Below are 19,124 nucleotides of genomic sequence, written 5' to 3'. Positions count from 1 at the left end.
TCGGGCGAGCGGCTTCGTCCGAGGGACCTTGGCCTTCCAGCCGCCTTGAGCGCGAAGGTCCGTCCTCAAACGCCGGACGGGCTGAAGTGAGCTCCCCCGCGCCCCAGGCCCCGAGAAACTCGGACCAGCGAGTCCCGCCCCCCGCGCCGACGGTCGCTGCGAGCTGGGCATCGCCCGGACTGACCGGCTCGCCCGAGGCGGCGGGGAGCAGGGCACGGGCGAGCGGCTTCGTCCGAGGGACCTTGGCCTTCCAGCCGCCTTGAGCGCGAAGGTCCGTCCTCAAACGCCGGACGGGCTGAAGTGAGCTCCCTCGCGCCCCAGGCCCGGAAAGTCCCGACGCCGACGGGGTGTCCGGTCAGGCCGGGGCGGCCAGCTCGGCCCAGACCGTCTTCCCCGGCGCCCCCGCCACCCTGGCGACTCCCCAGTCCAGGCAGAGCCGCTGCACGATGAACATGCCGTGCCCGCCCGGCCGGCCGGCGCGGTGCGGTGTGCGGGGCGCGGGCTGGCCGGCGCCCCCGTCGGTGACCTCCAGACGCAGGACCTTGCCGTCGCAGCTCACTCTCAGCTCCTCGGGGCCCTCGGCGTGCAGGCAGGCATTGGTCACCAGCTCGGAGACGACCAGCAGGACGTCCTCGGCCGCCGCACGGCGGTCGGCGGTGGCGGCCGGGAGCCAGCCCCAGTCGTACAGTGCCTGGCGAGTGAAGTCGCGGGCGAGCGGAACGATGCCGCTGGCGCTGGCCAGGGCAAGTCTGCGCACCGGCCCTCCGGACGCCCCTGAGGGGACGCCGACGACGCCCTTCGGCTCTGGGCCGAGGTCGCCCGGCGGCTGCGGCCGGGTGGTGCTCATCAGCGCTTCACCTCACCGATTCACCGGTTCACCAATACATGACAACGTCGCACCTCGACGCCCCTGTCCATACTCAGAGTGCCCGACGGGCCACACTTCGCGGGAGCTCCGCGAAAGTTCTCCTGCCCTGTCGGGAGGTGACAACACTCACTACGCCCTCAGCAGAGCGCGAGCTCATCGTGTGACTCAGCCGGAGAGGGCTTCGTCCACCGTCGCGTGCACGGTGAAGACCGCTTCCGCGCCGGTGATCTCCAAGACCCGCGCCACCACGGGCAGCATCCCCGCCAGATGGACGCCTCCCCCGGCCGCCTCCGCCTTCAACCGGGCGGCCAACAGCACGTTGAGCCCGGTCGAATCACAGAACTCCAGCCGTGAGCAGTCCACGACCAGCCGGGAACGCCCCTGCGTCAGCGCGGCCTCCAGAGGCGCGCTCAGCAGGTCGGCGGTGTGGTGATCCAACTCACCCGCCGGCTGCACCACTTCACTGTGCCCCACGGTCCGAACCTCGACCTGGAGTCGGCCCCGATTGGCGCTGCCGACCGTCGCGCGGTCCATGCTCGTCCCTCTTCGCCGTGTCATGCGTCCGGTGTGACTTTTCCTGTGACTTCCGGCGAAGACTACGCCTTATCCCCGGGACGGTTCCACTGGAACTCCCCAGCAAAATGGTCATTGCAGACAATTGCCACTTGCAACCGCTCGGGGAGAGCGGGTAAGGCTGGTGGTGACCGAAAAACACACGGCCAACATCGACCGGCTTTGGAGGCGCCGCTCACCGCAGCGCAATGTATGGGCACCGGCAGCCATATGCCGAGAACGATGGAGGAGACCCATGTCACCCCGGCTCGACGAATCGCGTGTTCCCGCTATCGCGCCGTCGACACATCCCACCCCCACCCCCGCCACGGAAACGCTCCCGCAGAGCGACGCCGAGGACCCCGACAGCCTTTCGGTTCCCGCGGTCCCCGCCGGCCTTCCGGAGATCCCACACCGCGACACGGTCGGGGCGCTGGACGCGCGAGCCCTCTCGAAGACGCTCTTCGCCCGCCTCGAAAACCTCGACGAGGGCACCCACGAGCACGCGTACGTCCGCAACACGCTCGTGGAACTCAATCTCGCGCTGGTCAAGTTCGCCGCCTCCCGCTTCCGCTCCCGCAGCGAGCCGATGGAGGACATCATCCAGGTCGGCACCATCGGGCTGATCAAGGCGATCGACCGCTTCGAACTCAGCCGTGGCGTCGAGTTCCCCACCTTCGCGATGCCGACCATCATCGGCGAGATCAAGCGCTTCTTCCGGGACACCAGTTGGTCGGTGCGGGTGCCGCGCCGGCTACAGGAGCTGCGGCTCGACCTCGCGAAGGCCGGCGACGAGCTGGCCCAGCGGCTGGACCGCTCCCCCACCGTCCCCGAACTCGCCGTCCATCTGGGCATCGGCGAGGACGAGGTCGTCGAGGGCATGGCGGCGAGCAACGCCTACAGCGCCAGCTCACTCGACGCCCAGCCGGAGGACGACGACTCCGAGGGCGCGCTCGCCCACCGCATCGGCTACGAGGACAACGGACTCGAAGGCATCGAGTACATCGAGTCCTTGAAGCCGCTGATCGCGAGCCTCACGCCCCGGGACCGTAAAATCCTCTCCCTCCGTTTCGTCGCCAACATGACCCAGTCGGACATCGGCGAGGAACTGGGAATCTCCCAGATGCATGTGTCCCGGCTGCTCTCCCGCACCCTGGTCAGGCTGCGGAAAGGGCTCACTCTCGACGAGTGAGCCGCGCCTGGCCGAATCGGAGACATCAGGGCCCTTTCCCCCGGGAAAGGGCCCTGCCCATGTTTGACGGCCACGTTTGACTGCCATGTTTGACGGTCCTGGTTGACGGTCCTGATTGACGGGGAACTCCGGGCGGGGACACATTGGGCGCGGATCAGTCGGGTGGGTCGGCAGGGGGAGCGCATATGGCGTCCGGGAAGAGCAGTCCATCGGCGTACACGGCTCTGGAAGAGCTGATGCGGGCCCGACTGGGCAGGGAGTGCCTGTACGTGCCGTCGTGTCGGCTCGGGCTGTACGTGGCCCTGCGCCACTGGTGCGCGCCCGGCGCCCGGGTGCTGATGTCGCCGGTCAACGACGATGTGATCTTCTTCGTGGTGCTCGCCGCCGGCCTCCGCCCCGTACAGGCTCCGTTATGCGCCGGGGACGGCTCCATCGACGTGGCCGTCGTACCCGCCGACACCTGGCAGGGGCTCGGCGCGGTACTCACCACCAATCTGTACGGGAATCCCGACCCCGCCCCCGATCTGCGGGCGCACTGCGACCGGCTGGGCATCCCGCTGCTGGAGGACGCGGCCCACGCGATCGGCAGCGAGGTGGGCGGCCGGCCGGTGGGCAGCTTCGGCGACGCATCCGTCTTCAGCCTCTCCAAGCACACCGGCGCCAAGACGGGCGGATTCCTCACTGTCGCCGACCCCGGGCTCCGGGTGACACTGGAGCAGGCCAGGGACGAACTCCTCCAGCCGGTGCGGCTGTCGGCGGAATTCGCGTACGGCCTGCGACCGCACGCCGAGGCCGGTGTGCGGGGACTGCGGCTCACCGGAGCGGCCCGCGCCGCCCTGCGGCTGCTCGGCCTTGAGGAGCGCGAGGACATCCGAATGGCACTGCGGCCCGATGAGTTACGACGGGCGATGGCCGCCGCGCCGGCGCTCGACGACTTCCACTCCTGGGTACGCGTGGACATGCACGACTACCGGCACCGGCCCGGCAGGTTCCGGCTCCGGCGCGTGGAGCGGCTGCTGAACCGGCTCGGACCCCGGCTCGCCGCCTGCCGCACCGGCACCGAACGGCTGCTCGCCACGGAGTGGGCGCCGCCCGTGAACGGCCCCGTACAACCGCTGTTCCGGGTTCCGTTACTGGTCGAGGACCGGGACGCGGCCAGGGCGGCGCTCGCCCGGCACCGCATCACCACCGGCTACCTCTACGATCCACCGCTCGACACCTACGCCGGGGACGACTTCACCGACCCCTCCCCGGCGCCCGAGTCCGCCGCTTGGTTCGCCCGACACGCGCTGCCCGTCGACCCGCTGAACGCGGACCGGGTGATCGCCGTACTGAAGGAATCGGGCACCGCGCCCGCGCCGGGCGGGACCGGTGGCTGACACGACCCGGCTGTACGGGGCCGCCGCGGCGGAACCGCCCGGGACCGCCGGAACGGCCGGGGCGAATGAGCCGGCCGAGGCGGCTGAGAAGACCGACGTCACTGAGGCGACTGGGGTGGAGGTGCCGGCCGGGACCTCCGGGAGCGGCGCGCCCGAACCCGGTGCCGATGCGGTCGGCGGGGGTGCCGGAACGGCCGGGCAGGACGCCCACGACGGCGGCTCGATGTTCCGCAACGCCTACGCCCTGATGCTCTCCACCGGCGTCTCCGCCGCCCTGGGGCTCGGCTTCTGGCTGGTGGCCGCCCGCTACTACTCCGAGCAGGCCGTCGGCGAGGGCTCCGCCGCCATCGCCGCCATGCGACTCCTCGCCTCCCTCACCGCGACCACCATGATCGGCGCCGTGGTGCGCTACGTGCCCCGCGCCGGGCGGGCCACCGGACCGCTGGTGTGGCGGGCCTATCTGGCCAGTTCCGTGGTGGTCTGTCTGGCTTCGGTGGCCTTCCTCCTCACCCTCGATCTGTGGGGCCCCTCCTACGCACCGCTCAACGGCCCGTCGGCCGGTCTCCTCTTCATCGCGGCCTGTGTCGGCTGGGCGCTGCTGACCCTCCAGGACGGGGTGCTGACCGGCCTCCGCAAGGCGTTCTGGGTGCCGCTGGGCAACGCGGTCTTCTCCATCGGGAAGCTGCTGCTGCTCGTCGCGTTCGCGACCCTGCTGCCGGTACTCGGCATCTTCGTCTCCTGGGCGGCGGCGATGACGCTCTCCGTGCTGCCACTGGCCTGGTTGATCTTCCGCAGGCTCATCCCCCGGCAGACCGAGGCCGACCAGGACCGGGTGCCGCCGCCGATGCGGGAGATCGGCCGGTTCCTCGCCGGTGACTCGGTGGGGTCGCTCTTCTCGCTGGCGATGATCAATCTGCTGCCGGTGGTGGTCGCCGTCCAGTTCGACGCCGCCCAGAACGGCTTCTTCTACATCGCCTACACGGTCGGCGGCACGATGGAGTTCATGGCCATCAACATGGCCTCCTCGCTGACCGCGCACGCCTCGCACAGCCCGGAGACCCTGGCGGCCGGGGTGCGCGGGGCGCTGCGGCGGATGACCCTGCTGCTGGTGCCCGTCGTGCTGGTGCTGGTGGTCTTCGCCCCGCAGATCCTCGCCCCGTTCGGGCCCGCGTACGCCGACAACGGCACCACCGTGCTGCGCCTGCTGGCCGCCGCCGCGCTGCCGAGGGTCGTGGTGGAGCTGTACATCGGGGTACTGCGCGTCCAGGGGCGTACGGGGGTGCTCGCCGTCCTCCAGGGCTCGATGTGCGCCCTGGTGCTGGGCAGCGCGGCACTCCTGCTCGGCCCGGCCGGGATCGCGGGCGCGGGCTGGGCCGTGCTCGGGTCGATGACCCTGGTGGCGGCGGTCTGCGTACCCGGGCTGCGGGCCGCGCTCACCAACGGCCGGGCGAAGCTCACCAACGGCCGGGCGAAGCTCAGCAACGGCCGGGCGGAGCTCAGCAACGGACGGACGGGGCCCAGCAACGGACGGATGGGGCTCGATCGCGCGCCCCGCACCGCCGATACCGCCGATACCGCCGATACCGCTGGTTCCGACCGGTGCGGCACCGGCGCTGAGCTGGCTATGCCCGGCGCGCTCGGCGCCGCCGTGGAACCGAGCCACCTGGGGAGAAGCGTGCGACAGCCAGCCACCGGATCCGGGATACCCGTACCGCCCCCGGAGGGCTCCCCCTCCGGGCGACGGCACGGTCCGGAAGGTGATGGTGAGGTCGGCCACGGCAAGCTCCGTGACGGCGAGGGGCGTGCCAGCGGAAGCGGTGCCGGCGAGGACCATGACAGCGGGCGCGACGTCGAGGAGCGTGCCGGCGAGGGCGGCGCCGGAGGCCGTGCCCTGGACCGTGCCGCCGACCGGCCGACCAGGACGCTCGCCGCGCTGCGGACCGCCCTCACCGACCCCGCGCGGCGGCGCGCACTGCTGCCGCTGGTGGTCCCGCTCGCCCTGGCGATGGCCCTGTGGGCGGTCTCCCTGGCGACCACCGACATCACCCGGCTCTCCGACTACGGTCTCCTCACCGAACTGCCGGTCGTCCACTGGCTGGCGCTGGTGACGCTGACGGCCGGTTTCTGGTTCTGCGTCCGCGATCCGCGCCGGAGCGGCTGGTGGCCGTTGGCGTACACCGTGGGTCTGCTGCTGATCGAGCGCGCGACCCAGGCGATCGTCTACCCCACCCCGCTGTACTCGTGGGCCTGGAAGCACGACGCGGTCATCGACCATCTGATCACCGCCGGCCGGCTCCAGCGCGGGCCCGAGCTGGGCGATATGGCCGTCTACGACCAGTGGCCCGGCTTCTTCGCCGCGCAGGCCGCGTTGGTGGAGCTCACCGGGGCGGAGCAGGCGGCGGCCTTCATGGCCTGGTGGCCGCTGTTCTCCAGTCTGCTGCTGCTCGCCCCACTGCTACTGATCTACCGCACCTTCACCCAGGACCGACGGCTGATCTGGACCGCGGTCTGGATCTTCTACGTCGCCAACTGGGTGGGACAGGACTACTTCTCGCCGCAGTCGCTGGCCTTCGCGCTCTATCTGGGGGTCATCGCCGTCGCGCTGCGCCGCGCCGATCGCCCGCCGCCGGGACCGCGCTCCCGGCAACTGCTCTGGACGGCGCTGCTGGTGCCGCTGATCGCCGCCATCGTCATCGCGCACCAACTCACGCCGGTGATGCTCGGCGTGAGCCTGGCCGCGCTCTGGCTGACCCGCCGCTACCGCGACTGGCCGCTGTTCGTCGCCCTGTTGATCGTCTTCCTCGCCTGGAACCTGACGGCGTCGCTGCCCTTCCTGCGGGAGGCGGTGCCCGAAATGATCAGCTCCTTCGGGAAGGTCACCGACAATCTGGAGACCGGGTACGGGGCGACCCCGACGGGCACCGGCGCGCTGGTCGTCTCCTGGGCCGCCCGGCTGCTGTCCGGCCTGGTGCTCCTGCTGGCGCTGATCGGAGTCGTACGGGGCGGAAAGCCGCTGCGTCGCCGCGCCGGGCCGCTGCTGCTGCTCGCCGGGGTGCCGCTGCTGATGGCGGTCGCCAACGACTACGGCAGCGAAATGATCTTCCGGGTGCTGATGTTCATGCTGCCCTTCCTCTGCTTCTTCGCCGCCTCCGCGCTGCTCCCGGCCGCCGGGCCGGCGAGCCCTGTCCAGGACCTGGCCGCCGACCCCGCCGGTGCGGGGGAGTCCCGGCCGGCGCGGGGGTTCCGCCACGGCGTGGTGCCGGTGGTGGTGCTGGTGGTACTGACGGTTCTGTTCGTGCCGAGCTACGCGGGCAAGGACCGGCTCAGCTACTTCCCACCGGAGGAGGTCGCGCTGGTCCAGCAGTTGTTCGACCAGGCACCCGAGGGCTCTCTCGTCGTTGCCGCACATCGGAACTACCCGCTCGCCTACGCTTCGTACTGGAAAATCGACCACTACTGGTTCCTCGACGACACCAAGGACCACGTCGATCGGATCCTGGAGGACCCGGACAGGATCATCGCCCGGGACATGGCGGCGGTGGTGGCACCGGGGAAGGCGTACTTCCTGCTCACCCAGGGGCAGATCGCCAACTCCGAGATGAACGGAATGCTCACCGGCGCCCAGCTCCGGCAGATCGAGGAATCCGTGGCGGCGTCACCGCTCTTCGTACGGGTGGGGCAGAACAGCGCGGGCGCGATCTACCAGTTGAAGCCGACCGATAGCAGCAGCGGCAGCGGCAGCAGCACCGGCACCACGGGAACCACCACCACCGGCACCACGGGAACGACCAACACCAACACCAACACCGGCACCAGCACCAGCACCAGCACCAGCACCGGCACCGGCACCGGCACCGACGGCCCCACTGCCACGGGAGGGACCTCATGAAACTCCGGCCCGTCCCTCCCGCGGCCCGTCGCTCCCTCACCACCAGTCACCTCCGCGCCACCCGTCGCTCCCTCACCAGCAGGGCGCTGCCCCCCTTCCTCGGCTGGTGCGCCCTCGGCGCCACCGCCCTTCCCGCGGCCACACCCCTGCGGGTCGCGCCCATCGCCCTGTTCCTGCTCGCCGGCCCCGGCCTTGCCCTGCTGCGGGTCTGCGGCCCCGCCCTGAAGCGCCACCGCGCGGTGGGACCCGCCGCGAGCCGCGACACCGGCTTCGACCGTGACTCGGACCGGATCGAGCGGCTCGTCCTCGCCGTCCTGCTGAGCCTGAGCGCCGTCGTCGTCGTCGCCACGGCGCTGATCGCGATGCGGGAGTTCAGCGGCCCGCGGGTACTGGTCCTGCTGACTCTTCTGACGATGCTCGCCGCCTGCTGTCCCCAACTGCCCTCCCACGGCAGGCAACGGTGCGCCGCCACGGCGGCACCGTCCCGGAAGGGCTCATCCCAGAAAGGCTGACCCCCTGTGACGGAGGAACCCCGACCCCCCACCCCTGGGGTACCACCCGCCCGGCACGGCCGGCGCGATCGACGGAGGCTGTGGTCCGTGTCCGCGGGCGCCCTCGTCCTGCTGCTCGTGGGGGCGTTCGCGCTCCAGAAGTCGTTCGGCGCCGACGACGACAGCACCCCTGAGAGAGTGCTCCCTCCCCCCGACGATCCACGCTGTCGGGTCACCAAGCTGCTGGTACCGCCGTGCGGGGCCTGGTTCGGCGCGTACGTCCGGCATGAGAAGCCCCAGTTGGTGGAGAAGGTGCTCGCCTACGAGAAGCGCCTCGGCCGCAGCCTGGACATCGTCTACACGTACCACGACATGTCCAACCGGGGCAGCCCCGAGGGCACCCTGCTGACCGAGCAGGAGCAGCGCGTCGGCAAGGACCGGATGCTGCTGCTGTCCTGGGAGAGCAAGTGGTGGGGCGGCACCAAGGCGCAGCAGCCGACCTGGCGCGGGATCGCGTCCGGGGCGCTCGACCGGACCGTGATCGACGTCCAGGCGAAGCGGGTCAAGGCGTACGGCAAGCCGGTCTTCCTCTCCTTCGACCTGGAGATGGACACCCGTACGCCGGCCGCTGGCACCCCCGCGGAGTTCGTCGCCGCCTACCGGCACGTCCACGACCGGTTCCGTGCGCTCGGGGTGACCAACGCCGTGTGGACCTGGATCATCACCGGCTATCCGGGGCACAACCATCTCTTCCCCCGGCTGTATCCGGGGGACCAGTACGTCGACTGGATCGGCTACAACCAGTACAACTACTACCGCTGTCACGACACGCCGTGGCAGAGCTTCGAACGGACCCAGCGGGAGCCCCACCGGTGGATCCGCGAGAACATCTCCGACAAGAAGCCGCTGATGCTCTCGGAGTTCGGTACGGCGGACGATCCCACCCGGCCCGAGGCGCAGGCCGACTGGTACCGGGAGGTGCCCCGGGTGGTGAAGAAGCTCGACGGGGTGCACGCCGCACTCCAGTGGAACTGGCGCGATCCCGGACCCGGCTGTGATCTCGCCCTGGCCCGGGAGAGTTCCTGGCAGAGTCTGCGCACGGCGGTGACGGACCCGTACTTCCTACAGATCCGCCCCTGACCCGACCCGACCGGGGCGGGGCGGGGCGGGGCGGGGCGGTCGCTCGAACAACGATCACCGGACCAACCCACTCAACGATCACCGGACCACGGCGGCTCAGCCCGCGAACACCGAGCCCTTCACGGCGGCGCGGGTGCGCCGGTAGAGCCGCCATCCGATCGTCGGCAGCGAGTCGCCGAACGGCGCCACCGGCGCGCCCCGTCCCGCCATCCACCGCTCGACGTCCAGGGCCGTGTGCGTACGCCGCACGATGAGCCGGGAGATCCGATACGCGTCGTCGGTCCCCGAACTCAGCGCGTGCCGCACCGCGACCGCCGACGCGTACCCCTCGCCGAGCGCGGCCCTGCGCACCCCCCGGCTGTTGTAGCCGTGCGGGTAGGCGAGATGGGTCACCGCGTGCCCGAGTACGTCCTCCAGCACCTTGCGGGGCTCGCGCAGTTCCCGGCAGAGCGCGCCGGCCGGCAGGGTGTCGAGCTGGGCGTGGGTGACCGTATGGGCGCCGATCTCCATGCCGTACCCCTCCAGCCGGGGCACTTGGGTCAGGGTCATCATGGGCGCCGGGGGCAGCAGGCTGCGCAGCCCCGGGGTGATGGCGCCGGTGGTCAGATAGGCGGTCGCGGGCAGGGACCGGGCGGCGAGGGCATCCGCCGTCGGCCCCGGCAGATCGGCGAACCCGTCGTCGAAGGTGAGCGCGACGGGCCGCTCGGGGAGCGCGCCGCCACCCGCGAGTCCGGCGGCGAGCGCGCTGATGGTGATAGGCGTACGGCCGCTGGCCACGATGGCGTCGAGATGCGCCAGGAAGTCCCGGGGGCGCACCGTGAACTCCGCTATCCAGGACGGTGGATCGTCCATGACGGCGTGATAGAGCAGTACGGGTACGGGTGGCGTCCTCGCTCCGGCGCCGTCGGTCATCTCATGCCTCTCGGACCATCGGTCATCTCGTACCTCATACGCCGTCGGTCACCTCGTGCCTCTTGTCTCTCTGCGGTCTGCTCCGTACGACGACCCGCTCCGTACGACCCGCTCCGTACCGCTCACTCCGTAGGGCCGTCCCACGGCGGTCGTACGCCACGGACGCGGCGGCGGGCCCGCACGTATCCGATGGGCCCCGCCAGCATTCCCCGGCGCTCCAGCCGGGAGAGGTGGCGCGGCCATGGATAGTTCTGTGCCCCGTGCGTCCCGGGGACGGTCGCGTCGCCCCCGGCGCGGTGCGCCGTGATGGTACGGGCGTGGGCCAGGCCGTGGGGAAGCTTCCCTATCAACGACGGGAGCAGCGCGGGGTGGCGGACCAGCACGGCGGTCAAATAGGCGGTGAGCCCGGCGCCGTACCCGTACGCCTGGTTCCGGAGGTCGTGCCAGGTCTCCCGATGGTGGTGCCAGACCAGTGCCTCGGGGCTGTAGCGCAGCCGGTGGCCCGCGGCGAGCACGCTGACGAAGGCATAGAGGTCGTCGCCGCCCCGGGCGGGGGTGCCGGTGCCGGTGGCGGGGTCGAAGCCGCCGACGGCCTTGAGCACCTCCGTACGGAAGGCCATATTGGCGCCGGAGCCGAAGCTGCCCGCGGTGAAGGGGAAGAGGGCTTCGTCGGCGGGTGGCGCGGCCGGGTCGTAGAGGCGGGGGGTGAAGCCCTTGGCGAAGCCGCCGTGGCTCTCCAGCAGGATCTGCGCGGGGGTGCCGAGCCGGGCGGGCAGGATCAGTCCGGTGGTGCAGCCGAGGCGGGGATCGGTGGCGAAGGGTTCGGTGAGCGCGGTGAGCCAGTGCGGGTCGGCGATCACGTCGTCGTCGGTGAAGGCGACGATCTCGCCGTCGGCGACGGCGACTCCGCGGTTGTGGGCGATGGCGAGCCCGGGTACGGGTTCGCGGGTGTAGCGGACCCGGCCGGCGTACGCGTGCCCGATCAGGTGCCGGGTGGCGTCGGTGACGGGCGCGTTGTCGACCACGACGATCTCGGCGTCGGGGTGGTCCTGGGCGAGGAGGGAGTCGACGGCGCGGGCGAGCTGTCCGGCGCGCTCCCGGGTCGCGACGACCACGGTGGTACGGGGCAGGGCGCGGGCCTCGACGGTGGGCGCCGGGGGCGCGGCGGTGGGCGGGGTACCGGCGAGGAGGGCGCGGGCCTCTGCGGCGACGGCCTCGGCCGGATCCGTGCCGGCCGGGATCCGGCAGAGCACGGTGGCGACCGGCCGGCCGCGTAGGCGCACCAGGGTGAAGACATCACCGGCCGCGATGTCCGCGACCCGGTCGTCGGCGTCGCCGAGTGCCGGGCCGAAGTCCAGTACGGCGCCCTCGGGGCCGTCCAGGTCGAGTCGGGCGACCTGGATGGGCGCGAGCCCCGCTGGCTGCGCTGGCTGTTCCATGAGGGGAGTCCTCGCGTGTCGGCGTACGGGCCGGAAGGTACCGGGGGCTGCTGCTGGGTGGGCAGGAGGCTGCTGGGTGGCGGCCGAGGCGGACGGGTGCCGCGCGCCGGTCGCAGGTCATCTCCCCACTCGGCTCCCCGATCGGCTTGTCGGTCGGCTCCCCGGTCTTCTCCCCGATCGGCTTGTCGGTCGGCTCCCCGGTCTTCTCCCCGGTCGGCTTGTCGGTCGGCTTGTCGGTAGGTCCCGTCAGTCGCCGCGCAGTCTGCCCACGCGGTTCAGCGTCCGCTGGGCGTATCCGGCCAGCCGGGGCCGGTCGCGGACGAAGCCGTGGACGCGCCGGTTGGGCTCCCGGCCCAGCCAGGACAGGACCGCCCCGGCCCCCGGGCGGACCGCTGCGCCCTCGTGGACCCGGAGTGCGGCAGTCTTGAGGGAGTCCTTGTACTCCGCGGCCCCACGCCCCATGTCGAGCATCCCGATGCCTGCCGCGGCGGCTGCCTCGGCCATCCGCAGATGCAGTATCAGCCCCGGTGAGAACTTGGCGAACTCGGTGTCGTACGCCGGGAACCAGCAGGCGAGCACGGTGCGCGAACGCAGTCCGAAATGGGCGGCGACGGGCCGGTCGCCGGCGTAGAGCACGGAGAGCACACCGGAGCAGCCGGTGGTGCGGGTCCCGTGCAGCAGCCGGACCAGGGTGCTGATCCATTCCTTGGCGAACCGGTCGCGGCGGCCGGTGCGACGATACTGCGCGGACTTCCACTCCATCAGGGTGCGCAGGGCGGCGGGGTCGCGCTCGTCGAAGACGAACCGGGTCGCGCCGGACTGCCGGCCGAGCCTCCGCTCCTTGGCGAGCGTGGTCCTGAGGAACTTGGGGCTCTCGACCCGCAGTACCTGTTCGTACGCCTCGTATCCCGCCGCGATGTCGATCACCGGGGAGTCGAACCCGCCGGTCGCGGCGGGCGTGAACAGCCGCTGGCCAGCTTCGAGGTTGTCGAACTCCCAGGCGGAGAGGGAGCAGGCGCGCAGTAGTTCTCTGGCGGTGATGCGCACTCCGGGATCGAGCACCGCGCCCTGACAGTCGGAGACACCGAGTCCAATGGCGCGGCCCCGGCCGAGCGGTCCGCGTTCGTACGGGAAGAAGCCGGCGGGCGCGCCGTCCCGGCTCAGGACGGCCACCCGGGTCGTCGGGCGGACGCGACCCACGGTGAGGGTGAACTCGGGTTCCATGAAGGGGCTGGCGGGTGTTCCGGACCGGGCCCGCAGCTCGCGCCAGGCCGTGATCTCCTCCGCGGCCAGCTCCTCGGGCCGCACCACCCGGACGCTTACGTCCCGGACGCTTACATCCCGGATGTGCGCCTCCTGCGCACGTGCGCCAAGGTCGCGTACACCGTGGTCGCGTACGCCGTGGTCCCGCGCGTCCTCGTCCGGTAAACCGTTCACTCGCCCCTCCGGTCATGCCCCCGGTGTGCTCCCGCGGCCCTGTGGGTTCTCCCGGAGGGCGTCCGCCGCCTGCCGTCTTGGTCCCGCCCGGTCCGGCCGGAGCTTCCGTCCGGCGCGCGCTTCGGCCGGCCCTGGGCCGTACTGACGGCCCCGGCCTCCCGGAGAGGACGGTACCGGCGGACGTCCCGACGGGGTAGGCGACCCCGGTCAACCTATGGCGAATTCGTGGAGCTTTGGGACCCAAGGGGCCTATGGTGTTCGAGTGACAGTTGGTGCATAGCATGAATCAGCGCGGGACGCAGTAGCAATCTGACGTGAGTTCGCCAACTGATATTCGAACGAGCCCTGTTGATCGTAGGATCGAGACCGCTCCCGATTCTCCGAGGGAGTCCGGTCTGTCCGGTTGGGGCTCGGTCTTCGGGAAAGGCTCGGTCTTCGTGGTCGTGGTCTACGTCGTGATCTGCACGGACGGCACATCGGGTAGATCGAGATCGTCATGGTGAGCCCGACCGGGGACCACCGCCCGTCCCGGGGCCCCTGGGGGACCCTCGCCGTCGTGGTCACCGCAGTCGCCGTCGTCGCCCTCGTCGTCGGCGGCGCCGTGCTCGCGGACCGGTACACCGACGCCGGCCGGCGCCAGATCCTCGCCTGGGCGTGCGCCGCCGTCGCCGCGCTGGCGCTCTGCTGGGCCCTCGCCCTGACCCGGCTGCTGAGGCGCGAGCGCGCCCGGCACGCCGACACCCGCCGCACGGCGGACGCCCGCGCCCAGGAGGTCGACCGGCTCGCCACCGTACGCCTGCCCGCCATCGCCGAACGCCTGCGCGCGGGCGAGCGGCTGGAAGGGGTCCCGGGGCCGCTCGCACCCGCCGCCGAAGTCGGCGAAGAGTTCGCGCGGGCCCTGGCCACGCTGGTCGGGGCGCTCGGTTCGGACGACGCCGTGCGCCGGGAGCGCGCGCTGCGGGATTCGGTGCAGGCGGCCTTCGAGTCGGTCGCCCGCAATATGCACGCGATGGCCACCGTCCAGCAGCAGGTGCTCGACCGCGTCGAGCAGACCATCGAGGACCCCCGGCTGATGGCCGAGGTGATGAAGGCCGACCACGCGGCGGCGCAGATGACCCGTAAGGCACAGACACTGCTGGTGATGTGCGGCATCTGGCCCGCCCGCCGCGAGAGCCGGCCGCTCTCGCTCTACGACTGCGTCCGGGGGGCGCAGTCCCGGATCGTGGAGTTCACCCGGATCGAAGTGCACGGCGGCCAGAATCTGTACGTGGTCCCCCCGGCCGCCGAGGGTCTGATGCACGCCCTCGCCGAGCTTCTGGAGAACGCCACGGTCTTCTCACCGTCGCGCACCCAGGTCGTGGTCACCATCCGCGAGGTGGGTGCCGGAGCGGTGGTGGAGATAGACGACGCGGGGCTGGGGATGCCGCCCGACATCCTGCGCCAGTCCACCGCCCGCCTCCGGGACGAACTCGACCTCGCCCAGTTGGGTGCGGTGCCCCGGCTCGGTCTCGCGTGTACGGGCCGCTGGGCCCGGGAGCTGGGTTTCGGCGTCGAGCTGACGGCCACATCCGCGTACGGCGGGACCCGGGCGGTGGCGTTCGTGCCGTACCGGCTGCTGACCGAACCGGTCTCGCACCTCTCGGGCGGCCGGGCGGAGCCGGGGCGGGAGCCGATCACACCGCCGGTGGCCCGTCGGCCGTACGGGGCGGGGCCGGAAGCCTCCCCCCGCCCCTCCGGGTACCAGGGCGCGGCGACACCACCCGTGTCGTATCAGGAGACCCCGCAGCACGCGTCGGCCGAGTGGGGAGCGGGACCCCGGTACGGGACGGCGCAGCCCACGGCGGCGGCGACCGGCCACGGGGCGGGCGAACCGGGGGCGGCGTGGCCCACGACGACGACGAACGGCCACGGGACGACCGGGCACGCGCCGACCGGCCGGGAGGCTGTCGAGTACCCGACGGCCGGGCCGGGCCGGGCCGCGCGGGACTCCTCGCCGTACCCGGGCGAGACTCCGTGGCGGCAGTCGTCCCAGCAGCGCGGCGGGCGACCCCCCGCGGGCCGGATGCCGGGCTTCCCCGCCCACACCGGAGCACACGGGCACCCTGAGGCGCGGGAACCCTCCCCGTACCCGGGCCCGGCACAGGGCCGGGGTGACCCGCTCCGGCCGGACCCCGCGCAGGGCGGATCCGCGAATCCGGCCGGGACGCCGAACCCGGCCGGTACACCCGATCCGCTCGGGACACCCGATCCGCTCGGGACAGCAGTCAATTCGCCCGGGACAGCCGTGAATCCGGTCGGGACAGCCGTCAATCCGGTCGCGACGCCCAATCCGTCCGGAGATCAGGACGCCTTCCCGTACCCGGGAGGGGAGCGGTTCCTGGCACCGGGGCCCGCACACCAGCCCCTCCCACAGCCACAGCACCAGTACCTGTCCCAGCCCCAGCCGCTTCAACAGCCCCTTCAGTCGCCGCCGCACTCACCAGCACAGTCACCAGCGCAGCCCCAGGCACAGATGCGGGCCCGGTCAGCGCAGCAACAGCCCTGGCCCGGCACCCACCCGGGCGACGCGCCCGGTCATACAGCCACCGCCTGGGAGCCGGTGCTGGACCGGCTCGACCAGGGGGGCCACGGCGGCACCCTGTGGCGGACGGCGCGCGAGCAGGCCGAGGCGGCGGCGGGCGGCGGCGCGTCCGGGCCGGACGACGGCGGAGCCGCCGCGCTGCCCCGACGGCGGAGCCGGCGCGGCGCCGCCGTGGAGGCCGCCGCCCAGCAGGCCCTACAGCCACCGCCGCCCGCAGCCGCCCCGGCCGATCGGCCCGACTGGACCCCGGAGGCCGCTCGCGCGTCGATCACCAGCGTGGTGTCCGGCTCGCGGCGCGGTCGTGCGGCCGTCGCCGAATCCCTGGCCGGTCACCCCGAGACCACCCCACCCGACGCGCACCATGGAGGCCGGCAGTGACCGGGACCATCACCAGACTTCCCGACCTGGGCTGGATGCTTCGCCCACTGACCGAGATCCCGGGCGTCCGGCACGCCGTGGTCGTCTCCGAGGACGGCCTGCGGCTCGGCCACGCCTCCGCCGAGAAGCTCACCGGGCCGATCGCCTCGCTCACCGTCGGGGAGGCGGAGGCGCTCTCGGCCGCCTGCGCGGCGATGACCATGACCGGCCGTTCCACCGCAGCCCTGCTGTTCGGCCGGGGCGCGGGCGTGCGGCAGTTGATGCTGGAGTCCGAGCACGGGTTCGTCCTCTTCACCCATGCCGGGGTGGGCGCGCACCTCGGCGTGGCCACGGACACCGAGGCCGATGTGGGCCTGGTGGCCCAGCAGATGCAGTTGCTGGTGGCGAAGATAGGCGCGCATCTGAGCAGTCAGCCACGGGACCTGGTGACCGACACCTCATGACGGCCCGTCGGGAGGAACGGACCCCGTCGGCGGTACGCCCCTATGTGATCACCAAGGGCCGTTCGGACACCGGCCGCGCGCCGCTGACCTGGGAGACCCTGGTGATGGCGACCGACGCCGCCTTCCCGGCGTCCCTCCAGCCGGAGCACCATCTCATCCTGACGCACTGTCAGGGCCTGCTCTCGGTCGCCGAAGTGGCCGCTCATATCGGCCAACCCCCGTCGATCGTCCAGGTACTCCTCGCCGACCTCGCCGAATGGGGTCTGATCGTGACCCGGCCACCCATTCCACCGGCCGAACACACCGATATGACCATGCTCAGAAAGGTCCTCCATGGCCTCGAAAGCCGTCTCTGACGCCCAGGACCGGGCGTCGGGACAACCGGGTGCGCGCACCGCGCCGGGCTCGGGTACCGCGCCGGACCCCGGCGCTGTCCCCGACCCCGATCCGGGTCCGCGCATAGCGGGCTCGGCGCCCGGTTCGGGCACTCAGCCCGGGAAGTACGTCAGTTCCACCGTCGCGGGAGCGGCCAAGATCCTGGTCGTCGGCCCGCTGGGGGTCGGCAAGACGACGCTCATCGGCACCGTCTCGGAGATCAAGCCGCTCTCCACCGAAGCGGTGATGACCCAGGCCGGCGCGCGCGTCGACAGCGTTGTCTCCCCGGGTAAGACCACCACCACGGTCGCCCTGGATTTCGGTCGGATCACCATCGACGGCGCGCTGGTGCTCTACCTCTTCGGCACCCCCGGACAGCAGCGCTTCCTGCCCGCCTGGCGGGATCTGGCCAAGGGCTCGCTCGGCGCGCTGGCCCTCGTGGACACCCGCGATCTGGCCGCGTCCTTCGACGCGCTGGGCAATCTTGAGGACCTCGGGCTGCCGTTCGCGGTCGCGGTCAATGTCTTCCCCGGCAGTCCGCTCCACGAGGAGGCCGAGCTGCGGGCCGCCCTCGACCTGCTGCCCGGGACCCCGCTGGTCGCCTGTGACGCCCGGGATCTGCGCTCGTCAGTACGGGTGTTGATCGCCCTCCTCGGCCATCTGATCGACACGGCGGAGCCGTCATGAGTGTGCCGCCCCACGCGTCGCCCCCGCTCGGCGGCGGTCGCTGTCCCGCCGCGACCGCGCTCTACGGGCCGGTGCTCGACGGTGATGCCATGCCCGCGCTCTACGAGGAGCTGCGCAGGACGCACGGCCCGGTGGCGCCGGTGACCATCGCGCCCGGTGTCGGGGCGTGGCTGGTCATCGGCCACCGTGAGCTGCTCCGACTCACCCGCGAGGAACAGGACTTCTCGCACGACCCGCGTCGCTGGACCCTGTTGCGCGAGGGCCGGGTCCCGGCCAACGCCCCGATCATGCCGATCATTGGCTGGCGGCCCGCGCTGCTCTTCGCCGACGGCCAGCAGCACCGCCGGATGCGTACGGCCGTGTCCGATGCGCTCGCCGGGATCGACGGCCATGAGCTGCGCCGCAGTGTCCGGGCGGCGGCGGAGCGACTGATCGCGTCGTTCGCCGACCGCCGCGAGGCCGATCTGGTGCCGCACTACGCCCGTAAGCTGCCGCTCCAGGTCATCACCGGGCTGCTCGGTCTGGACGGCCCCACCGGACAGCGGCTGGGGCAGGCCATCGCGGGCATGGTCGCCGCCAACGCGGACTCGGTCAACGCCGCCGAGCGGATCGACTCGATCCTCTACGAGCTGATCCGGGAGAAGCGGCTACGGCCCAGCGACGACATCACATCGGCGCTGCTGTCCCATGAGGCACGGCTCACCGACGAAGAGGTGCTGCACAACCTGGTGGTGATGTTCGTGGCGGGCCACCAGACCACGCTGAACTGGATCGCCACCACCCTGCGGGTGCTGCTCTGCGATCCGGCGTTCCGGTCGTCGATCGCGGTGGGGCACCTCAGCGTGGACGACGCGCTCGATCTGGTGCTGTGGCGGCATCCGCCGACCCAGAACTTCCCCGCCCGGTACGCCACCCGGGACCTGGAGTTCGGGGGCCGGCACATCCGCGCCGGGGACATGCTGCTGCTCGGTCTGGCGGGGGCGAACCAGGACCCGGAGGTGCTGCCGGCCGACGGCGCCCCGGTGATCGGCAACCGCTCGCACCTGGCCTTCGGCGCCGGTCCGCACTCCTGCCCGGCGCAGGACCCGGCCCGGCTGATCACCCGTACCGCCGTGGACACCATCCGACACCGGCTGCCCGATCTGGAGCTGGCGGTCCCGGAGTCGGAGCTGTCCTGGGTCAAGTCGCCGTGGAGCAAGGGCCTCGCGGCGCTGCCGGTGCGCTTCACGGAACCCCAGCTCCCGCGCACGACGGACACGACGGACCGGCCGCATCGGTAGCGGTACGGGCCCAGCGAGCGGCATCAGTAGCGGTACGGGCCGACGCAGCACCGGTAGCGGTGCGGGCCCTGCGAGCCGCAT

General features: G+C 72.0%; 14 protein-coding genes and 1 pseudogene. 10 read left to right on the top strand and 5 right to left on the bottom strand.

Annotation, left to right across the window (positions count from 1 at the left end):
- Nucleotides 1-355: 355 nt before the first annotated feature.
- Together ACH4S7_RS28645 and ACH4S7_RS28640 are read right to left on the bottom strand one after the other, a co-directional pair.
- Nucleotides 356-847, bottom strand: coding sequence for an ATP-binding protein (locus ACH4S7_RS28645; protein WP_398524201.1), 492 nt, complete (start codon nt 845-847; stop codon nt 356-358).
- A 186-nt stretch (nt 848-1,033) separates the two neighbouring features.
- Nucleotides 1,034-1,402, bottom strand: coding sequence for an STAS domain-containing protein (locus tag ACH4S7_RS28640; protein ID WP_398524200.1), 369 nt, complete (start codon nt 1,400-1,402; stop codon nt 1,034-1,036).
- 274 nt (nt 1,403-1,676) lie between these two features.
- Here ACH4S7_RS28640 and ACH4S7_RS28635 point away from each other — a divergent pair, with 274 nt between their 5' ends.
- The 5 genes and pseudogenes from ACH4S7_RS28635 to ACH4S7_RS28615 all read left to right on the top strand — a co-directional run bounded on the left by ACH4S7_RS28635 (nt 1,677) and on the right by ACH4S7_RS28615 (nt 9,511).
- Complete coding sequence (locus ACH4S7_RS28635; RefSeq protein WP_398524199.1) at nt 1,677-2,612, top strand: RNA polymerase sigma factor SigF; 936 nt, start codon at nt 1,677-1,679, stop codon at nt 2,610-2,612.
- Nucleotides 2,613-2,797: 185 nt separating this feature from the next.
- Nucleotides 2,798-3,991: a DegT/DnrJ/EryC1/StrS family aminotransferase gene (locus ACH4S7_RS28630; RefSeq protein ID WP_398524198.1), complete on the top strand. Its 1,194-nt coding sequence runs from the start codon at nt 2,798-2,800 to the stop codon at nt 3,989-3,991.
- 115 nt (nt 3,992-4,106) lie between these two features.
- Nucleotides 4,107-5,430 (top strand): annotated as a pseudogene (locus ACH4S7_RS28625) (lipopolysaccharide biosynthesis protein); the annotation flags it as partial.
- A gap of 2,446 nt (nt 5,431-7,876) precedes the next feature.
- Nucleotides 7,877-8,392, top strand: a complete 516-nt coding sequence (locus ACH4S7_RS28620) for a hypothetical protein (protein WP_398524197.1) — start codon at nt 7,877-7,879, stop codon at nt 8,390-8,392.
- 87 nt (nt 8,393-8,479) lie between these two features.
- The gene (locus ACH4S7_RS28615) at nt 8,480-9,511 is read left to right on the top strand and encodes a hypothetical protein (protein ID WP_398524196.1); all 1,032 of its coding nucleotides are present in this window, start codon (nt 8,480-8,482) and stop codon (nt 9,509-9,511) included.
- A gap of 96 nt (nt 9,512-9,607) precedes the next feature.
- On the opposite strand, the gene ACH4S7_RS28610 is transcribed toward ACH4S7_RS28615, so the two are convergent.
- The 3 genes from ACH4S7_RS28610 to ACH4S7_RS28600 form a co-directional block, all read right to left on the bottom strand.
- Complete coding sequence (locus ACH4S7_RS28610) at nt 9,608-10,423, bottom strand: polysaccharide deacetylase family protein (protein WP_398524195.1); 816 nt, start codon at nt 10,421-10,423, stop codon at nt 9,608-9,610.
- Nucleotides 10,424-10,545: 122 nt separating this feature from the next.
- Nucleotides 10,546-11,862, bottom strand: a complete 1,317-nt coding sequence (locus ACH4S7_RS28605; protein WP_398524194.1) for a glycosyltransferase — start codon at nt 11,860-11,862, stop codon at nt 10,546-10,548.
- A gap of 246 nt (nt 11,863-12,108) precedes the next feature.
- Nucleotides 12,109-13,173 carry a GNAT family N-acetyltransferase gene (locus tag ACH4S7_RS28600; RefSeq protein ID WP_398524266.1) on the bottom strand — a complete coding sequence of 355 codons (1,065 nt, stop codon included), beginning with the start codon at nt 13,171-13,173 and terminating at the stop codon, nt 12,109-12,111.
- Nucleotides 13,174-13,855: 682 nt separating this feature from the next.
- Between ACH4S7_RS28600 and ACH4S7_RS28595 the strand changes: the two genes are divergently transcribed.
- The 5 genes from ACH4S7_RS28595 to ACH4S7_RS28575 are packed head-to-tail and all read left to right on the top strand — an operon-like array spanning nt 13,856 to nt 19,043.
- The gene (locus ACH4S7_RS28595; RefSeq protein WP_398524193.1) at nt 13,856-16,258 is read left to right on the top strand and encodes an ATP-binding protein; all 2,403 of its coding nucleotides are present in this window, start codon (nt 13,856-13,858) and stop codon (nt 16,256-16,258) included.
- Complete coding sequence (locus ACH4S7_RS28590) at nt 16,255-16,701, top strand: roadblock/LC7 domain-containing protein (protein ID WP_398524192.1); 447 nt, start codon at nt 16,255-16,257, stop codon at nt 16,699-16,701. The genes ACH4S7_RS28595 and ACH4S7_RS28590 overlap by 4 nt, the downstream gene beginning before the upstream one ends.
- Nucleotides 16,698-17,057 carry a DUF742 domain-containing protein gene (locus ACH4S7_RS28585; RefSeq protein ID WP_398524191.1) on the top strand — a complete coding sequence of 120 codons (360 nt, stop codon included), beginning with the start codon at nt 16,698-16,700 and terminating at the stop codon, nt 17,055-17,057. The genes ACH4S7_RS28590 and ACH4S7_RS28585 overlap by 4 nt, the downstream gene beginning before the upstream one ends.
- Entirely contained in the window at nt 17,035-17,763 is a 729-nt protein-coding gene (locus ACH4S7_RS28580; protein WP_398524190.1) for a GTP-binding protein, read from the top strand. Before ACH4S7_RS28585 ends, ACH4S7_RS28580 begins: the two co-directional genes overlap by 23 nt.
- Nucleotides 17,760-19,043, top strand: a complete 1,284-nt coding sequence (locus ACH4S7_RS28575) for a cytochrome P450 (RefSeq protein ID WP_398524189.1) — start codon at nt 17,760-17,762, stop codon at nt 19,041-19,043. The genes ACH4S7_RS28580 and ACH4S7_RS28575 overlap by 4 nt, the downstream gene beginning before the upstream one ends.
- Nucleotides 19,044-19,124 lie beyond the last annotated feature (81 nt).

The sequence above is a fragment of the Streptomyces sp. NPDC020965 genome (assembly GCF_044333555.1).
Classification (GTDB): domain Bacteria; phylum Actinomycetota; class Actinomycetes; order Streptomycetales; family Streptomycetaceae; genus Streptomyces.
This window is presented reverse-complemented; position numbering and strand designations above follow the sequence as displayed.

Coding starts and splice junctions, on each gene's coding strand:
- ACH4S7_RS28620 (WP_398524197.1), top strand. CDS start 7,877: ATGAAACTCCGGCCCGTCCCTCCCGCGGCCCGTCGCTCCCTCACCACC.
- ACH4S7_RS28580 (WP_398524190.1), top strand. CDS start 17,035: ATGGCCTCGAAAGCCGTCTCTGACGCCCAGGACCGGGCGTCGGGACAA.
- ACH4S7_RS28605 (WP_398524194.1), bottom strand. CDS start 11,862: ATGGAACAGCCAGCGCAGCCAGCGGGGCTCGCGCCCATCCAGGTCGCC.
- ACH4S7_RS28640 (WP_398524200.1), bottom strand. CDS start 1,402: ATGGACCGCGCGACGGTCGGCAGCGCCAATCGGGGCCGACTCCAGGTC.
- ACH4S7_RS28585 (WP_398524191.1), top strand. CDS start 16,698: ATGACGGCCCGTCGGGAGGAACGGACCCCGTCGGCGGTACGCCCCTAT.
- ACH4S7_RS28610 (WP_398524195.1), bottom strand. CDS start 10,423: ATGACCGACGGCGCCGGAGCGAGGACGCCACCCGTACCCGTACTGCTC.
- ACH4S7_RS28630 (WP_398524198.1), top strand. CDS start 2,798: ATGGCGTCCGGGAAGAGCAGTCCATCGGCGTACACGGCTCTGGAAGAG.
- ACH4S7_RS28635 (WP_398524199.1), top strand. CDS start 1,677: ATGTCACCCCGGCTCGACGAATCGCGTGTTCCCGCTATCGCGCCGTCG.
- ACH4S7_RS28645 (WP_398524201.1), bottom strand. CDS start 847: ATGAGCACCACCCGGCCGCAGCCGCCGGGCGACCTCGGCCCAGAGCCG.
- ACH4S7_RS28575 (WP_398524189.1), top strand. CDS start 17,760: ATGAGTGTGCCGCCCCACGCGTCGCCCCCGCTCGGCGGCGGTCGCTGT.